Source organism: Sphingomonas palmae (assembly GCF_900109565.1).
In the GTDB taxonomy this organism is placed as follows: domain Bacteria; phylum Pseudomonadota; class Alphaproteobacteria; order Sphingomonadales; family Sphingomonadaceae; genus Sphingomonas; species Sphingomonas palmae.
The window spans coordinates 728,778-749,828 of sequence record NZ_FNZZ01000001.1 but is presented as its reverse complement, the minus strand read 5'-3'; the positions used below and the strand labels follow the sequence as shown (position 1 = coordinate 749,828).

Annotated in this window: 25 protein-coding genes and 1 other RNA gene; 15 read left to right on the top strand and 11 right to left on the bottom strand. The window is 67.9% G+C overall.

Features of this window, described 5'->3' with window-relative positions; genetic code table 11:
* Nucleotides 1-63: 63 nt before the first annotated feature.
* Both xrtA and BMW51_RS03640 read left to right on the top strand, forming a co-directional pair.
* A complete protein-coding gene (gene xrtA, locus BMW51_RS03645; protein WP_425440967.1) occupies nucleotides 64-1,539 on the top strand; it encodes an exosortase A in 1,476 nt (491 codons plus the stop codon).
* Nucleotides 1,539-3,431: an XrtA/PEP-CTERM system amidotransferase gene (locus BMW51_RS03640; RefSeq protein ID WP_093003369.1), complete on the top strand. Its 1,893-nt coding sequence runs from the start codon at nucleotides 1,539-1,541 to the stop codon at nucleotides 3,429-3,431. Before xrtA ends, BMW51_RS03640 begins: the two co-directional genes overlap by 1 nt.
* 9 nt (nucleotides 3,432-3,440) lie before the next feature.
* Here BMW51_RS03640 and BMW51_RS03635 read toward each other — a convergent pair whose 3' ends face one another.
* The 5 genes from BMW51_RS03635 to BMW51_RS03615 form a co-directional block, all read right to left on the bottom strand.
* Nucleotides 3,441-3,980 carry a DUF4337 family protein gene (locus tag BMW51_RS03635; RefSeq protein WP_093003367.1) on the bottom strand — a complete coding sequence of 180 codons (540 nt, stop codon included), beginning with the start codon at nucleotides 3,978-3,980 and terminating at the stop codon, nucleotides 3,441-3,443.
* A gap of 56 nt (nucleotides 3,981-4,036) precedes the next feature.
* Nucleotides 4,037-4,222: a hypothetical protein gene (locus tag BMW51_RS03630; protein WP_017978200.1), complete on the bottom strand. Its 186-nt coding sequence runs from the start codon at nucleotides 4,220-4,222 to the stop codon at nucleotides 4,037-4,039.
* Nucleotides 4,222-4,698, bottom strand: a complete 477-nt coding sequence (locus BMW51_RS03625; RefSeq protein WP_342723235.1) for an MAPEG family protein — start codon at nucleotides 4,696-4,698, stop codon at nucleotides 4,222-4,224. The genes BMW51_RS03630 and BMW51_RS03625 overlap by 1 nt, the downstream gene beginning before the upstream one ends.
* Nucleotides 4,699-4,807: 109 nt before the next feature.
* Entirely contained in the window at nucleotides 4,808-5,887 is a 1,080-nt protein-coding gene (locus tag BMW51_RS03620; RefSeq protein WP_093003365.1) for a 1,9-bis(guanidino)-5-aza-nonane synthase, read from the bottom strand.
* Nucleotides 5,888-5,995: 108 nt separating this feature from the next.
* Complete coding sequence (locus BMW51_RS03615; RefSeq protein ID WP_093003363.1) at nucleotides 5,996-7,225, bottom strand: type III PLP-dependent enzyme; 1,230 nt, start codon at nucleotides 7,223-7,225, stop codon at nucleotides 5,996-5,998.
* Nucleotides 7,226-7,386: 161 nt separating this feature from the next.
* Between BMW51_RS03615 and BMW51_RS03610 the strand changes: the two genes are divergently transcribed.
* Both BMW51_RS03610 and BMW51_RS15815 read left to right on the top strand, forming a co-directional pair.
* On the top strand, nucleotides 7,387-8,346 hold the full coding sequence (locus BMW51_RS03610; RefSeq protein WP_177171497.1) for a threonine ammonia-lyase: 960 nt from the start codon (nucleotides 7,387-7,389) through the stop codon (nucleotides 8,344-8,346).
* The gene (locus tag BMW51_RS15815; protein WP_143051790.1) at nucleotides 8,343-8,525 is read left to right on the top strand and encodes a hypothetical protein; all 183 of its coding nucleotides are present in this window, start codon (nucleotides 8,343-8,345) and stop codon (nucleotides 8,523-8,525) included. The genes BMW51_RS03610 and BMW51_RS15815 overlap by 4 nt, the downstream gene beginning before the upstream one ends.
* A gap of 107 nt (nucleotides 8,526-8,632) precedes the next feature.
* Here BMW51_RS15815 and BMW51_RS03605 read toward each other — a convergent pair whose 3' ends face one another.
* Nucleotides 8,633-9,289, bottom strand: a complete 657-nt coding sequence (locus tag BMW51_RS03605) for an alpha/beta hydrolase (protein ID WP_093003359.1) — start codon at nucleotides 9,287-9,289, stop codon at nucleotides 8,633-8,635.
* Nucleotides 9,290-9,361: 72 nt separating this feature from the next.
* On the opposite strand from BMW51_RS03605, the gene BMW51_RS03600 reads away from it, so the two are divergent.
* The 9 genes from BMW51_RS03600 to BMW51_RS03560 all read left to right on the top strand — a co-directional run bounded on the left by BMW51_RS03600 (nucleotide 9,362) and on the right by BMW51_RS03560 (nucleotide 15,070).
* Nucleotides 9,362-10,438: a cysteine desulfurase family protein gene (locus BMW51_RS03600; protein WP_093003357.1), complete on the top strand. Its 1,077-nt coding sequence runs from the start codon at nucleotides 9,362-9,364 to the stop codon at nucleotides 10,436-10,438.
* Complete coding sequence (locus BMW51_RS03595; protein ID WP_093003867.1) at nucleotides 10,435-11,520, top strand: cysteine desulfurase family protein; 1,086 nt, start codon at nucleotides 10,435-10,437, stop codon at nucleotides 11,518-11,520. The genes BMW51_RS03600 and BMW51_RS03595 overlap by 4 nt, the downstream gene beginning before the upstream one ends.
* Nucleotides 11,517-11,822, top strand: a complete 306-nt coding sequence (locus tag BMW51_RS03590; RefSeq protein ID WP_093003355.1) for a 2Fe-2S iron-sulfur cluster-binding protein — start codon at nucleotides 11,517-11,519, stop codon at nucleotides 11,820-11,822. Before BMW51_RS03595 ends, BMW51_RS03590 begins: the two co-directional genes overlap by 4 nt.
* Nucleotides 11,823-11,908: 86 nt before the next feature.
* Nucleotides 11,909-12,178: a hypothetical protein gene (locus tag BMW51_RS03585; RefSeq protein WP_093003353.1), complete on the top strand. Its 270-nt coding sequence runs from the start codon at nucleotides 11,909-11,911 to the stop codon at nucleotides 12,176-12,178.
* Nucleotides 12,179-12,190: 12 nt separating this feature from the next.
* The gene (locus BMW51_RS03580; protein WP_093003351.1) at nucleotides 12,191-12,421 is read left to right on the top strand and encodes a hypothetical protein; all 231 of its coding nucleotides are present in this window, start codon (nucleotides 12,191-12,193) and stop codon (nucleotides 12,419-12,421) included.
* A 38-nt stretch (nucleotides 12,422-12,459) separates the two neighbouring features.
* Nucleotides 12,460-12,553, top strand: an RNA gene (gene ffs / locus BMW51_RS03575) — signal recognition particle sRNA small type.
* Between the two features lie 179 nt (nucleotides 12,554-12,732).
* Nucleotides 12,733-14,379, top strand: coding sequence for a DNA polymerase III subunit gamma/tau (locus BMW51_RS03570; protein ID WP_093003349.1), 1,647 nt, complete (start codon nucleotides 12,733-12,735; stop codon nucleotides 14,377-14,379).
* Nucleotides 14,376-14,699 (top strand): YbaB/EbfC family nucleoid-associated protein, encoded by a 324-nt coding sequence (locus BMW51_RS03565; RefSeq protein WP_019516553.1) that lies wholly within the window; start codon nucleotides 14,376-14,378, stop codon nucleotides 14,697-14,699. Before BMW51_RS03570 ends, BMW51_RS03565 begins: the two co-directional genes overlap by 4 nt.
* 137 nt (nucleotides 14,700-14,836) lie before the next feature.
* Nucleotides 14,837-15,070, top strand: a complete 234-nt coding sequence (locus BMW51_RS03560) for a hypothetical protein (protein WP_093003347.1) — start codon at nucleotides 14,837-14,839, stop codon at nucleotides 15,068-15,070.
* 75 nt (nucleotides 15,071-15,145) lie between these two features.
* On the opposite strand, the gene mtgA is transcribed toward BMW51_RS03560, so the two are convergent.
* The 5 genes from mtgA to BMW51_RS03535 all read right to left on the bottom strand — a co-directional run bounded on the left by mtgA (nucleotide 15,146) and on the right by BMW51_RS03535 (nucleotide 19,893).
* Nucleotides 15,146-15,820 carry a monofunctional biosynthetic peptidoglycan transglycosylase gene (mtgA, locus tag BMW51_RS03555; protein ID WP_093003345.1) on the bottom strand — a complete coding sequence of 225 codons (675 nt, stop codon included), beginning with the start codon at nucleotides 15,818-15,820 and terminating at the stop codon, nucleotides 15,146-15,148.
* Between the two features lie 85 nt (nucleotides 15,821-15,905).
* Nucleotides 15,906-17,129 (bottom strand): flavin monoamine oxidase family protein, encoded by a 1,224-nt coding sequence (locus tag BMW51_RS03550; protein WP_093003343.1) that lies wholly within the window; start codon nucleotides 17,127-17,129, stop codon nucleotides 15,906-15,908.
* Nucleotides 17,126-17,905 carry a hypothetical protein gene (locus BMW51_RS03545; protein WP_143051789.1) on the bottom strand — a complete coding sequence of 260 codons (780 nt, stop codon included), beginning with the start codon at nucleotides 17,903-17,905 and terminating at the stop codon, nucleotides 17,126-17,128. The genes BMW51_RS03550 and BMW51_RS03545 overlap by 4 nt, the downstream gene beginning before the upstream one ends.
* A gap of 49 nt (nucleotides 17,906-17,954) precedes the next feature.
* Nucleotides 17,955-18,857 carry an RNA polymerase sigma factor RpoH gene (gene rpoH, locus BMW51_RS03540; RefSeq protein WP_019516548.1) on the bottom strand — a complete coding sequence of 301 codons (903 nt, stop codon included), beginning with the start codon at nucleotides 18,855-18,857 and terminating at the stop codon, nucleotides 17,955-17,957.
* 76 nt (nucleotides 18,858-18,933) lie between these two features.
* On the bottom strand, nucleotides 18,934-19,893 hold the full coding sequence (locus tag BMW51_RS03535; protein ID WP_093003339.1) for an RluA family pseudouridine synthase: 960 nt from the start codon (nucleotides 19,891-19,893) through the stop codon (nucleotides 18,934-18,936).
* Nucleotides 19,894-19,911: 18 nt separating this feature from the next.
* Between BMW51_RS03535 and BMW51_RS03530 the strand changes: the two genes are divergently transcribed.
* Together BMW51_RS03530 and BMW51_RS03525 are read left to right on the top strand one after the other, a co-directional pair.
* A complete protein-coding gene (locus BMW51_RS03530) occupies nucleotides 19,912-20,319 on the top strand; it encodes a M67 family metallopeptidase (protein ID WP_093003865.1) in 408 nt (135 codons plus the stop codon).
* A gap of 81 nt (nucleotides 20,320-20,400) precedes the next feature.
* Nucleotides 20,401-21,048 carry a histidine phosphotransferase family protein gene (locus tag BMW51_RS03525; protein ID WP_093003337.1) on the top strand — a complete coding sequence of 216 codons (648 nt, stop codon included), beginning with the start codon at nucleotides 20,401-20,403 and terminating at the stop codon, nucleotides 21,046-21,048.
* Nucleotides 21,049-21,051 lie beyond the last annotated feature (3 nt).

Below are 21,051 nucleotides of genomic sequence, written 5' to 3'. Positions count from 1 at the left end.
ATCGCCTTGCCGCGACGCAGCTTCGTCGCGACCGCCTGGACGCGGCATCTGGTCGTGCTGGGAATGTCGGCGGCGGCGCTGCTGCTGATCTTCCGCTCGGACGTGCGCGACATCGTGCATCTGTGGTGGACCAGCACGACCTTCGGCCACTGCCTGTTCATCGCGCCGGTCGTCGCCTGGCTCGTCTGGGCGCGCCGCGCGGAGCTGGGTCAGGTGCGACCCGACGCCTGGGCGCCGGGACTGCTCGTCGTGGCAGCCGGGGGCATGGGTTGGATGCTCGGCGAGATCGCCGGGGTTGCGCTCGCGCGGCAACTCGGCCTCGTGCTGATGCTGGAGGGCGCGGTCGTCACCACGCTCGGTCCGAACGTGGCGCGCGGGCTGCTGTTTCCGCTCGGCTACGCCTTCTTCATGGTGCCGTTCGGACAGGAGCTGGAGCCGCCGCTGCAGGATGTGACGGTCGCAATCACGATGCCGCTGCTCCATCTGTTCGGCGTGCCGGCGGTGGTCGACGGCGTGCTGATCCACGCCGGACGCTACTATTTCGAGGTGGCGGAGGCGTGTTCGGGCGCGAAGTTCGTCATCTCGATGATCGCGTTTGGCGTGCTGGTCGCGAACCAGTGCTTCACCTCCTGGGCTAGGCGTGCGCTGTTCATGGCGGTGTGCGTCGTCGTGCCCGTCATCGCCAACGGCGTTCGCGCGTTCGGTACGATCTACGCCGCGCACCTGACCAGCGTCGAGGCCGCGACCGGGTTCGACCACATCGTCTACGGCTGGGTGTTCTTCGCGATCGTCATGGCAGGGGTGATCGCCATTGCGTGGCGCTGGTTCGACCGCTCGCCCGACGATCCCGCGTTCGATCCGGCCGCGTTGCAGGCGCGGCCTCGGCTGACGATGGAGGTGATCGCGGCGGGGGTATTGGTCCTCGCGGGCGCGAGCGTGTTCCCGGCCACCGCAGCAGCGATCATGGCGCGTGCGGCACCCTTGCCCGCGCGGATCGGACTGCCCGATGTCGCCGGATGGCACCGCGTTGATCTCGACCCGCGCTCCGCCTGGTCGCCTTATCATCCCGGCGCCGACCATTTCCTGCTCGGCCGCTACGCCAATGCCGCGGGCGACGCGGTCGACGTGAGCGTCGCGGTGTACGCGTCGCAGCAGGAAGGACGCGAGCTCGTCTCCTACGGGACCGGCGTCCTGCGTGAGGACGATCGCTGGGTACGCGTCGCCGACCTGCCAGCGATCGATGGCGGGCGCGCAGTGCGGATCGTCGCCGACGCGGCCCCGGGCAACGGCGGCGGAGAGGTGGAGCGCGTCGTCGCGACATGGTACCGCGTCGGCGACACGGTGACGGGGGATGACGCGGCGGTGAAACTGGCAACGGTGAAGATGCGGCTGTTCGGCGCGCCCCAGCCCGGGATCGCGCTGCACCTGTCGGCGGTGGCGTCACCCGGTCGCGATCCGCGTGGCGTGATCGAACGTTTCATTGCCAGCCTGGGCGAGCCGGGCGACGCGATGCTGCGGATCGCCGAGACCCCCCGCTGATGTGCGGCATCGCGGGGCTGTTTTATCCTGCCACGCCCAAGCCGGTCGACCCCGCACGATTGCGCGCGATGGCGGACGCGATCGCGCATCGCGGCCCCGATGGCGCGGGCGTGTGGACCGTGCCCGGCGTCGGGTTCGCGCATCGACGGCTGTCGATTATCGACCTCGAAGGGTCGCCGCAGCCGATGGCGACCGCCGACGCGCGGTTGACGATCGTCTTCAACGGCGAAATTTACAACTATCGCGAGCTGCGCGAGGAATTGCAGCGGCGCGGCCACGTCTTCACGACCGACGGCGACACCGAGGTGCTGCTCCACGGCTACGCCGCCTGGGGTGCGGCGATGCTCCAGCGGCTGAACGGCATGTTCGCGTTCGCGATCCACGATGCCGCGACGCAGACCCTCTTCCTGGCGCGCGACCGGATGGGGGTGAAGCCGCTCCACTATGCCGAGCTGTCCGACGGCGCGGTCGCGTTCGGGTCCGAGCTGAAGGCATTGCTCGCGCATCCGCTGCTCAGGCGAAAGCCCGACGTGCGCGCGGTGGAGGATTATTTCGCCTACGGCTACGTGCCGGATGACGCCTGTCTGGTGGCGGGCGTGAGCAAGCTCGCCGCGGGGCACTACATGCTGATCGAGCGCGGCAAGGGTACGGTCAAGCAGCGGCAATGGTGGGACATATCGTTCGCCAATCGTGCGCGCGGCTCGGCAGCGGCGCTGGGCGAGGAGTTGATCGAGCGGATGCGCGACGGCGTGCGCTCGCGGATGGTCGCCGACGTGCCGCTCGGCGCATTCCTCTCGGGCGGGGTCGATAGCTCGGCAGTGGTCGCGCTGATGGCGGAGGCGAGCCGGGCCGCGGTCAAGACCTGCACGATCGGATTCGACGAGGCGGGGCATGACGAGCGTGCGCACGCCGCCCAGGTAGCCGAGCGGTTCGCGACCGATCATCACGTCCGCGTCGTGCGTCCCGACGATTTCGGGCTGATTGACACGTTGGTCGCGGCGTTCGACGAGCCGTTCGCGGACGCCTCCGCGCTCGCCACCTATCAGGTCGCGGCGCTCGCCCGCGAGCACGTCACGGTTGCGCTCTCGGGCGACGGTGCGGACGAGGCGATGGCGGGATATCGCCGCTACCGCTTCCAGGCCGCAGAGGAGCGTGTGCGCGGGATGCTGCCGCCCGATCTGCGTCGGCAGGTTTTCGGCACACTCGGGCGTGTCTATCCCAAGGCAGACTGGGCGCCGCGCCCGCTGCGCGCCAAGACGACGCTGCTGGCGCTCGCCGATGATGGGGCGGAGGCGTACGCGCGATCGGTGGGGGTCACCACGCCGGCGCTGCGCCGCGCGCTGTTCAGCGACGCCGCGCGGGCGGCGCTCGGCGGTCACCGCGCGGAGGAACGCTACATCGCCGCCATGCGCGATGCGCCCGCACGCGACGCGATCGACCGCGCGCAATATGCCGATATGAAGATCTGGCTACCCGGCGACATCCTGACCAAGAGCGACCGCACCAGCATGGCAGTGGGACTGGAGGCGCGCGAGCCGTTGCTCGACCACCGGCTGGTCGAGTTCGTGGCGACGCTGCCGCAGGCGATGCGGTTGCGCGGCGGCGAGGGCAAGTGGCTGATGAAGCGGTCGCTCGAACGCTATCTACCGCGCGATATCCTGTACCGGCCCAAGATGGGATTCGTGACGCCGGTCAGTGCGTGGTTCCGCGGGAGCCTGTCGGGTGCGGCGGCGGGGCTGGCGCGCTCGCGCGTGCTCGGTGACAGCGGCTGGTTCGACATGAACGAGATCGCGCGCATCGCGGAGGCGCATCGGACCGGGCGCGAGGAGCATGGGCGGACGTTGTGGCAGTTCGTCATGCTTGAACGCAGCCTCAAGCGCCTGTTCGCCTGAACGCTTCGCCTAACCCAGCAACGTGCTCAGCACATCGGGGTGAAAGCCCCAGCCGGCGAAGCCGCACAGCGACAGGAACAGCCCGAACGCGCCGAACACCCAGGCGGCGGCGAGCACCCACGGCGCCTCAACCAGCGCCGCCACCGCCGCGACCGAGATCGCGGTCGAGAGCGCTGCCTCGCTCGCGTCGAACTGGTCGTCGTGCACATTGAGCGCGTCGTATTGCGCTTCGAAGCCTTGTGCCTGCTTCTTCAATAGCGGCGTTTCGGCACGATAGCGCGAGAGGTCGGCGGCGAATGCGGGTGGGGCGGTGCGGTTCGCGGCGCTGACCTCGGCCATGCTCGTCTCGATCACGCGCGCCTTGACCCGCGTCGCCTGATATTCGTTCCAGCGATCGACGCTGTGTGCCTCGGCACGGTCCATCGCCTGTACGATGTTGCCGTCCTTGATGTTGCCGAGCCCCATCGCGACCGACAGCACGACGACGGTTATCGCGACCCCGCGGTTGAGGCGCTTGTCCTTCGCCTCGGCGCTGACTTCGATCTCCATGCGCGCGGATATGCGCGGGCAGAGATGACCGCGCCAATTAACTCGCGGTCATGATCTCAGCGCAGCTTGGCGATCGACAGCCCGTCGGCCTTGGCGCGGTCCTTGGTCGATTCCTCCGACCGCTTGAGTGCCTTGGCGATTGCCTTCAGCGCCATGCCCTTCTTCGCGAGCGTATGAAGCTTCTGTATCTCGTCCGCGGTCCAGGGTTGGCGGTGCCGCTCGAACGTTTCACCTTTTGCCACTATAGCACCGCCAACGCAGCGCGCACTGTTAAGGCAGCAAGGGTGAGGCTTGAAGCAAGGAAAAGCATGAGTCTCGGCACTACCTTGTTGCGGGTTACCTGCACCAAAGAGTGCGCGATACGAAGCGCCACGTAAATCCACGCAAGATACAGGTCGATCGCGCGAAATGTCAGCGTCAGAGCGAGTACGCCGCAAATTGCGTAGAAAAGCACTGGCTGCTCGAGCAAGTGATTGTAGTTATGCGCCTTCCATTGAACATGAGGCGGGATAACCCGGTCGGCATCGGAAGCTTTCGTGCCAACCAGCGTGCGCAGTTCGACGCCAGCGTTCTTCAAGGCCGGAAGGCGCGTTGCGAGCATCCAGCCCAGCATCACAAGGGTCCAAGCAACAAGCGCGACGACCGGCCTGAGCATTTCGTGCGGCATCATCATCAGCGGTTCATCCATAACCGAGACGTTAGCGGCGGCATCTGGCATGACAAGGTCACGTCACGGGGATGAACCCCGTGACGTCGGACGCGAGGCTATGCCCCGCGCCGGCCGGCCTTTCGCCGTCTCGCGAGTAGCGTGGCTACTCGCGTGCGGCTCAGGCGAACAGTTTCGCCCAACCCCGCTTCGCGCGATCCTTCCAATGGCCGCGATGGTACGCATCAGACGCCAGCAGCGGCATCACCGAGCCCGCTTCGGCGAACACCATCTGCTCGATGCCGGTGTTGACCTTGCCCCAGCTCGCCGCCTCTTGCAGCGTCGAGGACGAGCAGGCGCCGTCGCGCACGTCGGCGACGGTGATCTGCACCGCGTACTTGTGGACCTCGACATCCTCGTGGCCGAGAATCTCGGCGCAGACGACCGTGTCCTGAATGAAGTTCTTCGGCACGCCGCCGCCGATCATCAGCAGGCCGGTGGTACCCGCCTCGATCTTGATCTGCGTCAGCTCGCGGAAGTCGGCGATCGCGTCGAGCACCATGTACGGGCGACCTTCCTTCGCCGCGTCGACCTGATGCTTGACGAGGCCGAAGCCTGCGGACGAGTCGACGAAGGCCGGGCAGAAGATCGGCACGTCATGCTCGTAGGCGAGCTTGACGAGGCTGTTGTCCTTCTTGCCGTGCTCGACCAGATACTTGCCCATCTCGCGGATGAACGCGCGGCTGCTGTACGGCTTGGGCTCCAGGCTCTCTGCGATCTTGTTGATCGTGAAGTCGCAGTCCTGCAGCTGCTCCTCGTCGATGTACGTGTCGTAGATGCGGTCGATGTAGAGCGAGCGCAGCGTGTCGTCGTCGGGCACCTCGAGCGCCTGGTAGTGCTTGTGGCCGAGCCCCTCGAAGAAATCCATGTCGACGATGGTGGCACCAGTGGCGACGATCACGTCGACCATCTTGTTGCGCACCAGCTCGGCGTACAGGTCCATGCAGCCGCCCGCCGATGTCGAGCCGGCGATGACGAGCACCACCGTGCAATCCTTGTCGGCGAGCATGTCGTTGTAGATCTTGGTCGCGCGGCCGAGATCGCGGCTGGTGAAGCTCATGTCGCTCATCGCGTCGACGATCGGGCGCGCGTCGAAGCTCTTGATGTCGATGTGCTTGACCTGCTTGGACAGCAGTTCGGCCTTGCGATTGTCGTTGATCGGCGCGTTGGCGCCGGCGGTCTTGTTGAGGGTGTCAGTCATGGGATGCTCCCCGCATGATCGGCGCGACGTCGTTCAAATGGGGACGCGCAAACCCGTAAGTGGCGGCACGTCAATGCGCGCCGCCACCGGTTCGTTGCAGGCTGTGGGTTACAGCTTGACGACGTTCGAGGTTACTTCGGCATTGTCCTGCTCGATCGTCTCGTAGAGCGAGACCATCGGCTCGTCGGCGACGACGACGGTCTCGTCCGAACCGAAGCCATTGAACGCGGTGCGCATCGCCGAGCCGTACGCGCCGAGCATGCCAATCTCGATATAATCGCCGGCCTGCACGTCCGCCGGCAGCAGGAATGGGCCTGCCATATGGTCGAGGTCGTCGCAGGTCGGGCCGTAGAAGGAGAACGGATGGTCGCGCACGGTCGATTCCGGCTCGCGCAAAAGCGTCACCGGAAAGCGCCAGCCGATGTGCGCGGCGTCGAACAGCGCGCCGTACGCACCGTCGTTGATGTACAGCTCGTTGCCGCGGCGACGCTCGACGCGCACGACGACGCTGCTGTACTCGGCGCACAAAGCCCGACCCGGCTCGGCCCAGAGCTCGGCCGAGTAGGAGATTGGCAGGCTCTCGAACGCGCGGTGGATCGTCTCGAAATACCGCTCGAGCGGGGGCGGCTCCATACCGGGGTAGCTTGACGGAAAACCGCCACCGACGTCGATCACGTCAACCGTCACCGCCGCATCGACGATCGCGGCGCGCACGCGCTCCATCGCATCGGCGTAGGCGTCTGGCGTCATCGCCTGGCTGCCGACGTGGAAGCAGATGCCGAGCGCGTCGGCCGCCTGTCGCGCGGCGAACAGCAGCTCCTTCGCTTCGTGCGGCGCAACGCCGAACTTGGACGCGAGGCTAAGCTTCGAATGCTCCGACGACACGCGCAACCGGACGCAAAGCGTCAAATCGGTCGCGTTGCCGGTCGCGCGCATGATCTTGTCCAGCTCCTCGATCGAATCGAGGCTGAAGGTGCGGACACCGTGGGTCACGTACGCTTCGCGCACGGCTTCCTCGGCCTTGACCGGGTGCATGAAGCAGAGCGTCGCCTGCGGCAGCGTACGCGCGACGAGCCGGACCTCGGCGAGGCTGGCGACATCGTAGTGCGTGATGCCGTTATCCCACAGGATCTGCAGGAGCTCGGGGCTAGGATTCGCCTTTACCGCATACATCGAGCGGCCCGGAAACTTCTCCGAGAAGAAGCGGGCCGCCCGCGCCGCGGCGTGGGGACGAACGAGCGTGACCGGCTGAACCGGTCCACCCTTGGCGATGTCGATGCCGCCACGGACGGCAGTCGATTGGGACGCTAGCCCCAGCGCGCGATGATGGTTGTGCAATTCAAGGGACCTCCGTGCCACGGCGGCGCCGCGGACTTGTTGTTCGACAGATCACTGCCTTGCGGTGGAAGTCCCTTGGGGCAGCGGAGGGGTCACATAGGAGTGAGATACCCCCCTGTAAAGCGTTTCGCCGACCCATGTTTCGTGCCATTCCACGAGCTGTGACGATTTTACGACAGCCCACACGCGCAGGGGTTCGCGACGCCGCCGCGAAGGTCGCCGCGATCCTGCCGCCGACGCCCTTGTACGTGGTGACGATCGACGGCGTGGCGGTGGCGATGAAGGCCGAATCGCTCCAGCCGATCGGCGCATTCAAGATACGCGGCGCGTGGCACCGGCTGACCGCGATGGACGAGGAAGCGCGCGCGCGCGGCGTGGTCGCTTTCTCCAGCGGCAACCACGCGCAGGGGGTCGCCTGGGCGGCGAAGCGGCTCGGCATGGCGGCGACGATCGTGATGCCGTCGGATGCGCCGAGGGCAAAGCGCGAAGCGACGCTGGCGCTCGGCGCGGAGGTGGTCGACTATGACCGCATGAGCGAGAGTCGCGAGCTGATCGCTGCGCGGTTGGCGGAGGCGCGCGGCGCCACATTGGTGCCGAGCTTCGACGATCCGTGGATCATCGAGGGGCAGGGCAGCGTCGGGATCGAGGCGGCGGAGCAAATGGCCGCGGCGGGACTTCCACCGTGCACGCGCGCGGTGATCCCGTGCGGTGGCGGCGGCCTGGCCGCGGGTGTCGCGCTGGCGTTGAAGGATGCCGCGATCACCGTGGTCGAGCCCGAGGGCTGGGACGATATGCGCCGCAGCCTGGAGGCGAGCTGGATCGAGCCCGTCGGGCCGAACCCGCCACCGACCGCGTGCGACGCGTTGCAGACGAAGGAAGTGTCGCCGCTCACCTTCGACGTGCTGAGCCGGCGTGATGCGACCGGCAAGGCGGTTAGCGAGGCGGAGGTGCGCGCCGCGCAGCGCTGGGCGGCGGAGCGGTTGCGGCTGGTGGTCGAGCCGGGCGGTGCGGTCGCGCTCGCCGCACTGCTGGCGGGGAAGGTTATGCCGGAGCCGGGGCTGCTGGTGATCCTATCGGGCGGGAACGTCGATGTCGACGCTTATGCGCGGGCGATCGCGTGACCGGGGGCGTGTACGGATCGATCGCGAGTGCGGCGCCCGCGATCGCGATGCTGGGTATGTTCGCTTGCGTGATCGGGGGTGTTCAGCTGATCAGAAGCGGGCGGGATCGGCGCAAGGGCGTGCTGATGATTGCGGTGGCGCTGGTGTTGCTGAGCAACGTGCTGATCTGGACGCTGTAGTCGTGGCGCCACGGGCGAAGCCCGTGTCGTCGGTCGGCGCGTGCGCGCCGCCGGCCGGGCTCGCCGGCGAGACGCGGAATAGCGAAGGCTATTCCGCTCCGGCGAACTCACCTGATTGGCGAGTTCGGGTCGAGCCGCATATCCAGGTAATTGTCCACGCTCTTCATCAGGTCGGGCATTTCATGCTCGAAGAAGTGGTTCGCGCGCGGGATCGTGTCGTGGTGGATCGTGATGTGCTTCTGCGTGCGCAGCTTGTCGACCAGCTTCTGCGTCGCGGGCGGAGTCGCGACCTCGTCCTCCGCGCCCTGGATGATGATGCCAGACGAAGGGCAGGGTGCAAGGAAGGTGAAGTCGTAGAGGTTGGCGGGCGGCGCGACCGAGATGAAGCCGCGGATTTCCGGCCGGCGCATCAGCAGCTGCATGCCGATCCACGCGCCGAAGCTGAACCCCGCGATCCACGTCGTCTGCGCCTCGGGGTGGAAGCTTTGAATCCAGTCGAGCGCGGCGGCGGCGTCGGACAATTCGCCGACGCCGTTGTCGAACACGCCCTGGCTTTTCCCGACACCGCGGAAGTTGAAGCGCAGCGTCGCGAAGCCGCGGCGCTGGAAGGTTTTGTACAGCTCCTGCACGATGCGGTTGTTCATCGTGCCGCCCGCGTTGGGGTGCGGGTGAAGGATCATCGCCACCGGCGCGCGCGGGCGTGGCGCAGGAGCGAAGCGGCCTTCGATGCGACCTTCGGGACCGGGAAAGATGACTTCGGGCATGGTCACTCGTACTAAGAGTCTGGGACGCGCGAGCGCCCGGAATGGCGCGCTATATAGGCGCGGGCGTCAGGAATGGAACGTTTTGTGTCGGATCGTCTCTATCTGGATCACGCAGCGACGACGCCGATGACCGCGGCGGCGCGTGATGCGGTGCTCGCAGGCATGGCGATCTGGGCCAATCCGTCGTCGCCGCACCGCGAGGGTCGGGCGGCGCGCCACGCGCTGGAGGAAGCGCGCGCGCAGGTGGCGCGGGCTTATGGCTGGGCGGGAGAGGTGCTGTTCACCAGCGGCGCGAGCGAGTCGCTTGGGCTCGCGCTCAACCGCACGCACGCGGCGGGGCGGTACGCGAGCGCGGTCGAGCACGACGCGGTGTGGCGATCGGGCGCGAACCCGCAGATGTTGGCGGTCGACGCGAACGGTGTCGTGACGCGCGACGCGCTCGATGCAGTGACTGGCGGGCTGGTGTGCGTGCAATGGTGCAACAGCGAGACGGGCGTGCACCAGCCAATCGCCGTGATCGCCGAGGCGGTGCACGCGGCCGGCGCGCTGCTGCTGGTCGACGCGGCGCAGATGCCGGCGGGGGCAGGGGCGGAGGTGTCCGCCCATGCCGACATGGTGGCGCTGTCGGCGCACAAGCGCGGTGGACCGCCGGGTGTCGGCGCACTGCTGGTGCGCGATCTGGCGACGCTCGCGCCATCGGGCGGGCAGGAGCGGGGCTACCGTGCGGGCACGGAGAATTCGCCGGGCGTGCTCGGCTATGCCGCCGCACTCGCCGAACCAGAGCCAGTCGACCGTTGGAAGACGATGCGCGCGCGGCTCGATGACGCCATCCGCCGTTCGGGCGGTGAGGTCGTGGGTGAGGGCGCCGAGCGTCACCCCGCGATCGGCAGCTACCGCATGCCCGGCGTCGCCGCGAATGCGCAGCTGATCCGCTTCGATCTGGGCGGCATCGCGGTGTCGGCGGGAAGTGCGTGCGCGAGCGGAAGCCTGAAACCCAGCCACGTGCTGCGCGCGATGGGGTGGAGTGAGGAGCGCACACGCGAGGTGGTGCGCGTCAGCTTCGGGCGCACGACGAGCGAGGCGGGTATCGAGCGTTTCATCGCCGCGTGGCGCGGTGTAGCGCGCGAGACGCGGACGTTCGCCGCGTGATCTACCTCGATTATCAGGCAACCACGCCGCTCGCGCCCGAGGCGTTCGACGCGATGCTGCCGTGGCTGCGTGACGGGTTCGCCAATCCGCATTCGCCGCACCGCGCGGGCCGTGCCGCCAAGGCGGCGGTCGAGGTCGCGCGCGACGAAATCGCTGGCCTGCTTCCACCCGGCGGGCGGGTTTCGTTCACCGGCGGCGCGACCGAGGCGCTCAATTGGGCGATCAAGGGTACGAGCGGCGGCATCGTCACGCTCGCGACCGAACACGCCGCGGTACTCGACACGGTTGCAGCAGAGGCGGCACGCGGGAGATCGGTGACGGTGCTGCCGGTCGGGTCCGATGGGCTAGTCGACCTGGAGAGGGCGCGCGCGGCGATCGTGCCCGGCACCGGTCTGGTCGCCGCGATGCTGGTCAACAACGAGATCGGTGTGGTGCAGCCGGTCGCGGCGCTGGCGGCGATGGCGCATTCCGTGGGCGCGGTGATGCTGTGCGACGCGGTGCAGGGGTACGGCCGCGTTCCGATCCCGGACACGGTCGACCTGGTCGCGGTCTCGGCGCACAAGGTGCACGGTCCCAAGGGCATCGGCGCGCTGTGGCGGCGTGACGGCGTGGCGCTCACCCCGTTGCTGCACGGCGGCGATCAGGAGGATGGGCGCTCGGGAACGCTCAGCCCGGCATTGTGCGCCGGGTTCGGCGCGGCGGCGCGACTGATGCGCGAGTGTCGCGACCAGGACGCCGCGCACGTCGAGAGGCTCTGGCAACTCGCGACCGAACAGCTGCGTGACTGGACGATCAACGGCGCGCGCGACCACCGCTATCACGGTAATCTGAACGTGCGGCGCGACGGGCTGGATGTGAATCGGTTGATGAGCGACCTGCGCGATCTCGCTTTCTCCGCCGGCAGCGCGTGTGCGAGCGGATCGGGGCGCGCGAGCCACGTCTTGCGCGCGATCGGGCTCGATGAGCGCGAGGAGCGCGGCTCGATCCGGCTCGGCTTCGGGCGCTACACGAGCGAGGCGGAGCTGCGCGACGGGCTCGCGCGGATCGCCGCCGCCGCCGATGCGCAGAGGGTCGCGGCGTGAAGCTGTACGTCGTCGACGGCGACGCCGTCTCCGAATTCGCGGGCGAACCGGGCGAGCGGTTGCTCGATGCCTGCCAGCGCGCGGGATTGCCGCTGGAGGGAACCTGCGGCGGCGACATGGCCTGCGCGACCTGTCACGTCGTCGTCGCAGCGGAGGATTTCGGCCGACTGCCGCCCGCCAGCGACGAGGAGGAGGATATGCTCGACCTGGTGCCCGACGCGCGCCGCACCAGCCGGCTGGCATGCCAGGTGCTGCTCACGGCTGCACTGGAGGGGTTGCGACTCCGTCTCCCCGCCGCCTGACTCTCGGCTGACCGGCCGGTTCACGGAACCAGCAGCATCGCTGGCCTATTCTGCGCAGCATGGGGGCCAGTAGAGGAGTAAAGGGCATGAAGCTGATGATGTTGAGCCTGGCTGGCGTGGTCGCGGCCAGCGCGATGACGCCGGTGGCGGCGGACGCGCAGCGCTGGCGCGACGGTCGTGGCTGGCACTCGGGCCGCTACTACCACAACGGTCGCTATTACGCGCCGCCGCGCCGCTTCCGTGGACGTGGCTATCGCTACGATCGCCGCTGGCGCGGGCCGCGCTTCCGCACCGTCTGCCGCTATCGTCCCGCCCGCTACGGTTCGGTCCGTCGCTGCTACCGCGTCCGCTACTGAGGAGAGAAGATCATGAAGAAACTGATGTCCATGCTCGCGCTCGGCGCGCTGTCGCTCACCGGCGTGGCCGCAAGCGCCGCTCCTGCCGCTGCGCAGCAGCGCGTGGTGGTGCGCGAGCGGACCGTCGTCCGCCACGACGGCCCGCGCTATCACAATCGCTGGCGCACCAAGCGCGTGTGCGAGAAGCGCTGGCGCAATCATCGCCGCGTGACGGTCTGCCGTACGGTGCGCTACCGCCGCTAATCGCTTGATCCCACCGCCCGGCTCCGCCATATGGCGCGCGAGAGTCGGGCGGACGTGGTCGTCGCCAACCTGGTCAGGTCCGGAAGGAAGCAGCCACAACGATTTCGCCGCGGGTCGTTCCGGCTCTCACCGCGCAGCGTGCGCGTGCGCAGCCAAGCTGCGCCACGCCCGCAAGCGCGGCCGGCGATGCGAAGGCATCGTCCGACGACGCGGCTTCGCCGCGGCGCCGCCCGTCGCATCGAACGAGCTCATCCGCCTCCACGCAGCATTCGCTTCGACAAACGCGCCCCCGCGTCCTACATCGGTCGGCAATGTCCGACTCCTTCGACCTCGGCTCTCCACCCCAGCCGGCGGCATCCGCCAAGCCCGAGACGTACCGTGTCCTCGCGCGCAAGTACCGGCCGCAGACCTTCTCCGCGCTGATCGGGCAGGACGCGATGGTGACGACGCTCGCCAACGCGATCCGCCGCGGACGGCTGGCGCACGCGTTCCTGCTGACGGGCGTGCGCGGGGTGGGAAAGACCTCCACCGCGCGACTGATCGCGAAGGCGCTCAACTGCATCGGCCCGGACGGGCAGGGCGGACCGACGATCGACCCGTGCGGGGTATGCGAGCCGTGTCGCGCGATCGCGGAAGGGCGCCACATCGACGTGATCGAGATGGACGCGGCGAGCCACACCGGCATCGACGACGTGCGCGAGATCATCGAGGCGTCGCGCTACGCCGCGGTGTCGGCGCGGTTCAAGATCTACATCGTGGACGAGGTCCATATGCTGTCGAAGGCGGCATTCAACGGCCTGCTCAAGACGCTGGAGGAGCCGCCCGCGCACGTGAAGTTCCTGTTCGCCACGACCGAGGTGAACAAGGTGCCGATCACCGTGCTGTCGCGCTGCCAGCGCTTCGACCTGAGGCGTATCCCGGCCGAGAAGCTCGCCGACCATTTCGCGCGCGTGTCCGAGGCGGAAGGGGTCGAAGCCGAAGCTGAAGCGCTGGCGCTGATCGCGCGCGCCGCGGAAGGATCGGCGCGTGACGGTCTGTCGATCCTCGACCAGGCGATCGCGCACGCCGATCTGGAAGGCGGGGGCGTGCGCGCCGACGCGGTTCGCGAGATGCTGGGGCTGTCCGATCGCGGCGCGGTGCGTGATTTGCTCGCGTTGTTGCTCGAGGGGAATGCGCCCGACGCGCTCGTGGCGCTCCGGCGGCAATATGCGCTCGGCGTCGATCCGCAGACGGTGATGCGCGGGCTATTGGAGGCGGTGCACGGCATCACGCTGATCAAGGTCGGCGCGGCGGAGGACCCGGCCCAGCCGGTGGAGGAGCGCGCCGCCTATCGCGATTGGGCGGGGGCGATGTCGTTTCCGGTGCTGCACCGGCTGTGGCAGCTGCTGCTCAAGGGATATGAGGAAGTGAGCGGCGCGTCACTGCCGATCGAGACGGCGGAGATGGCGCTGCTGCGCGTGATCCATGCCGCCAGCCTGCCCGATCCGGGCGAGCTCGCGCGCCGTGGCCCCGATACGGGGGCATCCCGTCCTGCCGCTCCCGCTACTCCTGCCGTGCCGCCGACGCCGACACCGCCGGCCGATCGAACCCCGCGCGAGTTTGCCGACGCGCTCGACACCGTCGAACAGGCCGGGCAGATCGCGTTGGTCGCGCGGTTGCGCCACGCGGCGCGACTGGTCCGCTACGCGCCGCCCGAGATCGAGTTCAGCAACACCCGCCCGCTGCCGGCCGACCTGCTGGTCGAACTCGCGACCGCGTTGAAGGACGCGACCGGGCGGGTGTGGAAGGTCGCGATGGTCGACGCGCCGGGTGAACGATCGGTGCGCGAGGCGGAACTCGACGCGGTGCAGGCGCGTCACGATGCTGTTGCGCAGAGCGCGGCCGTACTGGCGGCGCTCGACGCTTTCCCCGGGGCGGAGCTTATCGATCCGCCCGCAGCCAAACGGAGTCTCTCGTGAAGGATTTGAACGACATTCTGGCAATGGCGCAGAACGTCCAGGCCGAATTGCAGAAGGCGCAGGACGGGCTCGACACGATCGAGGTCGACGGGACCGCGGGCGGCGGACTGGTCAAGGTCAAGGCGTCGGCAAAGGGCCGGATCATCGCGGTCTCGATCGACGAATCGCTGCTCCAGCCGAGCGAGAAGCAGATGGTAGAGGATCTGGTGGCTGCCGCGCTGAACGATGCGCGCGCGAAGGCTGATGCGGCGTCGTCGACCGAAATGTCGAAGATGACCAGCGGTCTGCAGCTGCCGCCGGGTTTCAAACTGCCGTTCTGATCGACTGAAATCGTCAGCGACACGCGGCGGGGTAGCGGAGACGCAGCCCCGCCGTTCGCCTGTCCGGCGTTCGTCACGCACGCGGAACAAGTGCTGTCCGGCTCGGTTTTCGCCATCACCAATCACAGGAGGATGGCATGGACGAAGATCGCATCACGCAGACCCCGCACACCACCGTGATCGAGCGTCGCGGATCGAGCAGCGGGCTGATCATCGGGATCATCGCGCTCGTCGTCATCTGCGTCGGGGCTTATTTCCTGTTTGTCGGAAGCAACAGCGAAGTGGCGAAGAACAACGCGATCACGTCGGCGGCGAAGAGCGTCGGGTCCACTGCCGACAAGGCCGGCGCGGCGATCGACAAGAATAGCTGAACCATAAAAAACGGGCGGTGAAGTGGTGCTCATGCCGCCGCCCCGATTACGCTCGTTGCCGCGCTGATGCCTCACTCACTTGAGGCAGGCATCTAACCCGTCGCGGCGTACCACGCCGATCCGTGCGGCGAGCGTGTTGCCGTGACGGCGAACGAACCCGCGTGGGTCGACCGCCTCGCGCTTCTTGGGTAGCGGTAGCACCGCGGCGATCCGTCCCGCCTCGGTCGGCGTCAGGCGCGCGGCCGAGTGGTTGAAGTAGCGGATCGATCCCGCCTCGACGCCGTAGGTGCCGATCCCTGTCTCGGCGAGGTTGAGGTAGACCTCCATGATCCGGCGCTTGCCCCAGATCAGCTCGATCAGCATGGTGAACCATGCCTCCAGCGCCTTGCGGAAATAGCCGCCGCCCTGCCACAGGAATGCATTCTTCGCGGTCTGCTGGCTGATCGTCGATCCACCCCTGATCCTGCCGCCTTGCGCATTGCGCGCCGCGGCCCCTGCGATCGCGCGCCAGTCGAACCCGTGGTGCAGGCAGAAACGCGAATCCTCGCCCGCGATCGCCGCCCGCGGCATGTCGGGATCGATGTCGACGAGCGGGATCCAGTCTTTCGTAATCGAGCGCCCCTGCAGAAGGTCGCCCGCCATCGTGAAGGTGAACGGCGGCGGGACGAGCGCGTAGATGCCGACCCACAGGACCGACACGACGACGAACCACAGGGCCGCCTTGAAAGCGAGGAGAAGCACGCGGGTCATGGTGGGACGGAACCTACGCGGTCGGGCGGGCGGGGTGAAGGGTGATCGCGCGGATGAGCGATGGTCATTCCGGCAAGCGTGCGCCTCAGCGCGCAGTCGTCAATGCGCGTATGGCTGCCGCCGCCGCGGCGAGGCCGGTGTCGCGCGCGCCATGCGCGGTGGAAAAATCGTGCGGCGAGCAGGCCTCGCCCGCGAAGAACAGGCGATCGTCGATCGGCTGCGACAGCATCGCGCGCTGGTCCGCCTTGCCGACGCGCGCGTGCGAGTAGCTGCCCTCGATCCACGCCTCGTGCCGCCAACGCGTCGCGGTGATCGGCGTAAAGCGCGTGCGCCAGTCGCTGCCGAGCAGCGCGACGAGTTCGTCGATCGCGAAGGCTGCGGCGTCGCCGTCTTCGAGCTGGTCGGCGCAATCGCCGCCGAAGAAGCTTTCGACCACCGGCCAGCCGAACGGCGACAGGCGGTGGCTCGCCGTGCAGGTGCGATAGGGGTTGCCGATCAGGTGCGCGTCGTGCGGCCAGGTCGCGCCGTCGACGGCCAGAAACGCCTTGTCGGCGACGCCGAGTGGTAGTGCTGCCGCGGCGTGGCGCTTGTCGGGCAGCGCGGGGGTGAACGACAGCCGCTCGTCGGCGAGCACCGTGGTCGGCACCGCGATGATCGCCGCACGCGCGGTGATCGTGCCGGCGTTGGTGGTGACGCGCAGGTGCGGCCCGGCGTGATCGACACGGCTCGCCGCTACGCCCGTGCGGATCGGCACGGTGCCGGCGTGGTGCGCGACGAGCGTGCCATATCCCTCGCGCACTGCCCAATTGTCCTCAGTCGCGGTATCTTCGTAGGCGAGCCAGTCGTGCAGCGACACGTCGGACAGGTTCGCGCCGTTGGCGTAGCCCGAGATCGCGTCGAGCATCGGGCACCAGCGATCGTCGGGCGCGACGAACGCCGACAACGGCTGGTCGGGATCGCTCGCCGCTGCCCGCGCGCGTGCTTCCCACGCGTCCCATGCGCGGCCGAACGCGCCCTGTTCCTCGGGTGGGTAGCCGAGGTCGCGCCACTGCTCGCCCCAGCGCGCGGTATCGGTGGCGATGGTGAAGCCAGCCCCGCGCGCGACATCGGTCCAGCTGTTGCGCCGCGCCGAGTGGAGCCAGCCGCAACCGAGATCGAGCGCGGCGTCGCCGTGATGCACGGTACGCGCGCGGCCACCGATCCGCTCTCGCGCATCGATCAGCAGCGTATCGACGCCCGCATCGTGCAGGCGCCGCGCGGCGGCGATCCCGGCCGCGCCCGCGCCAATGACGAGGACGTCGGGGCTCACTGGAAAGACGGCACCGGCTGCGGCTCATGGTCAGGCAGCAGCGAGACCTGCTTGCGCCTCGCCGCATCGCGGGCGGCGACGTATTTGGCGGCGCTCATCGTCAGCGCGAGAAAGCCGACCGCAATGGCGTCGAGCGCGAGCATGACCCACACGAGCGCGGGTGCGCGGCCGATCGCGCCGAGCCCGAGCGCGTAGTGGAGCGCCATCAGCGGGATAACACCTGCGAGCAGGTAGACGACCGCGCGCCAGAAGCTGCCCGCCATGACGACGCACGAGCGAAGCGGGCCGAGGCTGGTGTTGCCGAGCGGCCAGGCGACGAACCAGGCGGTCAGATAGATGCCGAGCACCGATTGCGCGACCGCGAGCGCCGCGGTGACGAACGATGCCGAGCGCGCGTCCAACCCCAACAGTGCACCGAGCGAAGGGCCGAACAGCATCAGATACTGGACACTGCCCACTAGCACGAACTGGATCGCGAACAGCCCGAGTGCGCGCGCGTCGAAGGCGAGCATCCGCCGTGTGTCACCGTCGAACGCGAGAAAGCGCACGAACCAATAGCCTGGCAGCAGCAGCGCCAGCGTCTTGGCGAAACCGAACGCCATCCGCACCGGATCGTTCGCCACCGCGCGCGCCACGTCGCGGCTGACGTACATGCCGGATTGAATTTCGGCGACGTGCTGCGCGAATTCGACCAGCACCGGCACCAGAAACAATAGCGGCGCCGCCCGCGCGAACCGGACGGCGCCGCCGTACATCTGCTTGATCGATGGCCACATGGTCAACTCCCCCGTTTGCGCAGGAGAAGACCGGTCGGCCGACGATCCGTCAAGCGGTCAGCAGTCGCTTCTCGCCCGCCAGTCGCATCATCGCGCGCTGCAACTTCTCGAACGCGCGCACCTCGATCTGCCGCACGCGTTCGCGGCTGACGCCGTAAACCTGGCTCAGTTCCTCCAACGTCTTGGGATCGTCGGTCAGGCGACGCTCGGTCAGGATGTGCTTCTCGCGGTCGTTCAAATCCTCCATCGCGTTGACCAGCATGTCGTGGCGCACGTCCGCTTCCTGCTGATCGGCGACGACCTTGTCCTGCAAGGGCGCGTCGTCCTGCAGCCAGTCTTGCCACTGACCTTCACCGTCCTCGCGCATGGAGACGTTTAGCGAGGTATCGCCGCCCATCGCCATGCGACGGTTCATGCTGACGACGTCGGCCTCGGTCACGCCGAGATCAGTCGCGATCTTCTGCACATTCTCTGGGCTGAGGTCGCCGTCCTCGAACGCATCGAGCCGCGCCTTCATGCGACGCAGGTTGAAGAACAGCTTCTTCTGCGCCGCGGTGGTGCCCATCTTCACGAGGCTCCACGAGCGCAGGATGTATTCCTGGATCGAGGCGCGAATCCACCACATCGCGTAGGTGGCGAGGCGGAAGCCGCGATCGGGCTCGAACTTCTTCACGCCCTGCATCAAACCGATGTTGCCTTCGGAGATCAGCTCGGACGTGGGCAGGCCGTAGCCGCGATAGCCCATCGCAATCTTCGCAACCAAACGCAGGTGGCTGGTGACGAGCTGCGCCGCCGCGTCGGTGTCGCCGTGCTCCTGGAACCGCTTGGCGAGCATGAACTCCTGCTCGGGTGCGAGGATCGGAAATTTCTTGATCTCGGACAGGTAGCGGTTGAGGCTCTGCTCGCCGCCGAGCGCCGGGATCGTCGCCGGGACGTTGCTGCCTTTTGCCATGATCCTTTGTGTCTCCCTTTCTCGCGGAGAACGCGCCTTCGCTGTCCCATTGCGGTGCAGCACGCGTGGTCCGATCCTATACGTCAAGCCGCCTGAACAGTTCCTGCATGTCGGCGGGCATCGGGCTGTCAAACGCCATCGTGGCGGTTGAAATCGGGTGAACGAACCCCAGTCGCGTCGCGTGCAGCGCCTGCCGACGAAAGTTCAGTGTGTCCAACACGCCCTTGTGAGCCTGTTTGGTTCGGCCATACACCGGATCACCCAGCAAGGAATGGCCGAGCGACGCCATATGGACGCGGACCTGGTGCGTGCGGCCGGTTTCCAGCCGACACTCGACCATCGCCGCCTCGCGTAGATTGTGGAGCGTGCGGTAGTGGGTGACTGCGCGCTTGGCGCCCGAATAGTTGGCGGCGACGATCGCGACCTTCTTGCGGTTCTGCGGGCTGCGCGCGAGCGGGGCGTCGACGCTTCCTGCCGCCGGCATGGGTCGCCCCGCGACGATCGCATAGTAGCGCCGGTCGATCGAGTGCGCGGCGAACTGCTTTGCCAGCCCCTCGTGCGCGCGGTCGGTCTTGGCCGCGACCATCAGTCCGGACGTGTCCTTGTCGATCCGGTGGACGATCCCCGGACGCGCGACGCCGCCGATCCCCGACAGGCTGCCGCCGCAGTGATGCAGCAGCGCGTTGACGAGCGTCCCGTCGAGATTGCCCGCGGCGGGGTGGACGACCAGCCCGGCAGGCTTGTCGACGACGATCAGATGCTCGTCCTCGAACGCGACGACCAGCGGGATGTCCTGCGCCTCGTTGTGCGCCGGGGCGGGGGCGGGCACGGCAACGCTGAACCGTTCACCGCCACGCGACTTGCGCGCCGGATCGCGCACCAGCGCATCGCCTTGCGACACCTGTCCGGCGTTGATCAACACCTTCAGCCGCTCCCGCGACAGAGTGGGGACCGCGTCCGCCAGCGCACGGTCGAGCCGCCAGCCATCCGCGGCCGGCGCGATCGTCGCTTCAATTATGGAAACCCCCCGGTCCATGCTGCATCCTAGATGGCGATGAAGGTGGAAATTTCAATTACGCTTAGACAACGAATTCTCGATCACGCGCGGTCGTCGCAGACGGAGGTATGCGGGCTGTTGCTGGGCAACCGAGAGCGAATCATCGCAGTCGAACGATGCGCGAACGTCAGCAGCGAGCCGGCGACGCGGTTCGAGCTCGACCCTGCCGCGCTGATCGCGGCGTGGCGCGCGGCCCGGTCAGGCGGGCCTCAGGTGATCGGCCATTACCACTCCCACCCGACCGGCAACCCACGACCTTCGCCGACCGACGCGGCGGAGGCGGCGCCCGACGGTGCGATCTGGATCATCGTCGGGGCTGGCGAGATGGCGGCGTGGCGCGCGGTGGAGTGCGGCGCGCTGCACGGGCGCTTCGATCCGGTCGAACTGATCGTCACGGCGGAATGAAGCCGCGTTAACCCTGCTTGCGCCGCTTTCGTGCAGCGGTCACAACGCCCGCATCAGTTCTGCGCATCCCGAGGATCATTCATGGCCATCAGTCCGGTCGATTTCGCCAGCCTGCTCTGCTCGCGGCTGTGCCACGACCTGCTCTCGCCGGTGGGCGCGCTCAACAACGGGCTGGAACTGCTCGCCGACGAGACCGACCCTGCCATGCGTGCGCGCTGCATGGAATTGCTCAACGAGAGTGCGCGTGTGTCGGCCAACAAGCTCAAGTTCTTCCGCCTCGCCTTCGGTGCTGCCGGCGGGTTCGGCGAGCGGGTCGACACGCGCGAGGCGCAGGTCGCGATCGAGGGATTGCTCGGCGACAACAAGCGGTTGACGCTCAACTGGGTGGTCGAGCGCGCCGACCTGACCAAATCCGCGATCAAGGTGCTATTGAACCTGTCGATGATCGCTGGCGATGCGCTACTGCGCGGTGGCCGGTTGACGATCGGGGCGGAGGACAGCGACGGCTTGACCGAGATCGTGCTCCACGCGGAGGGGCCGCGCGTCGTGCTCGATCCCGAACTGCGCGCCACACTGGTCGACGGTGCCGCCGACGAAGCGATCACCCCGCGCGCGGCTGCCGCTTACATGGTGCACGCGATCGCCGAGGAGGCGGGCGGCTCGGTCGTGGTCAGCGACGGCGATGACGGGTCGCTGATGTTCGGCGCGACGCTGCCGTCTTCGCGCTGAAGG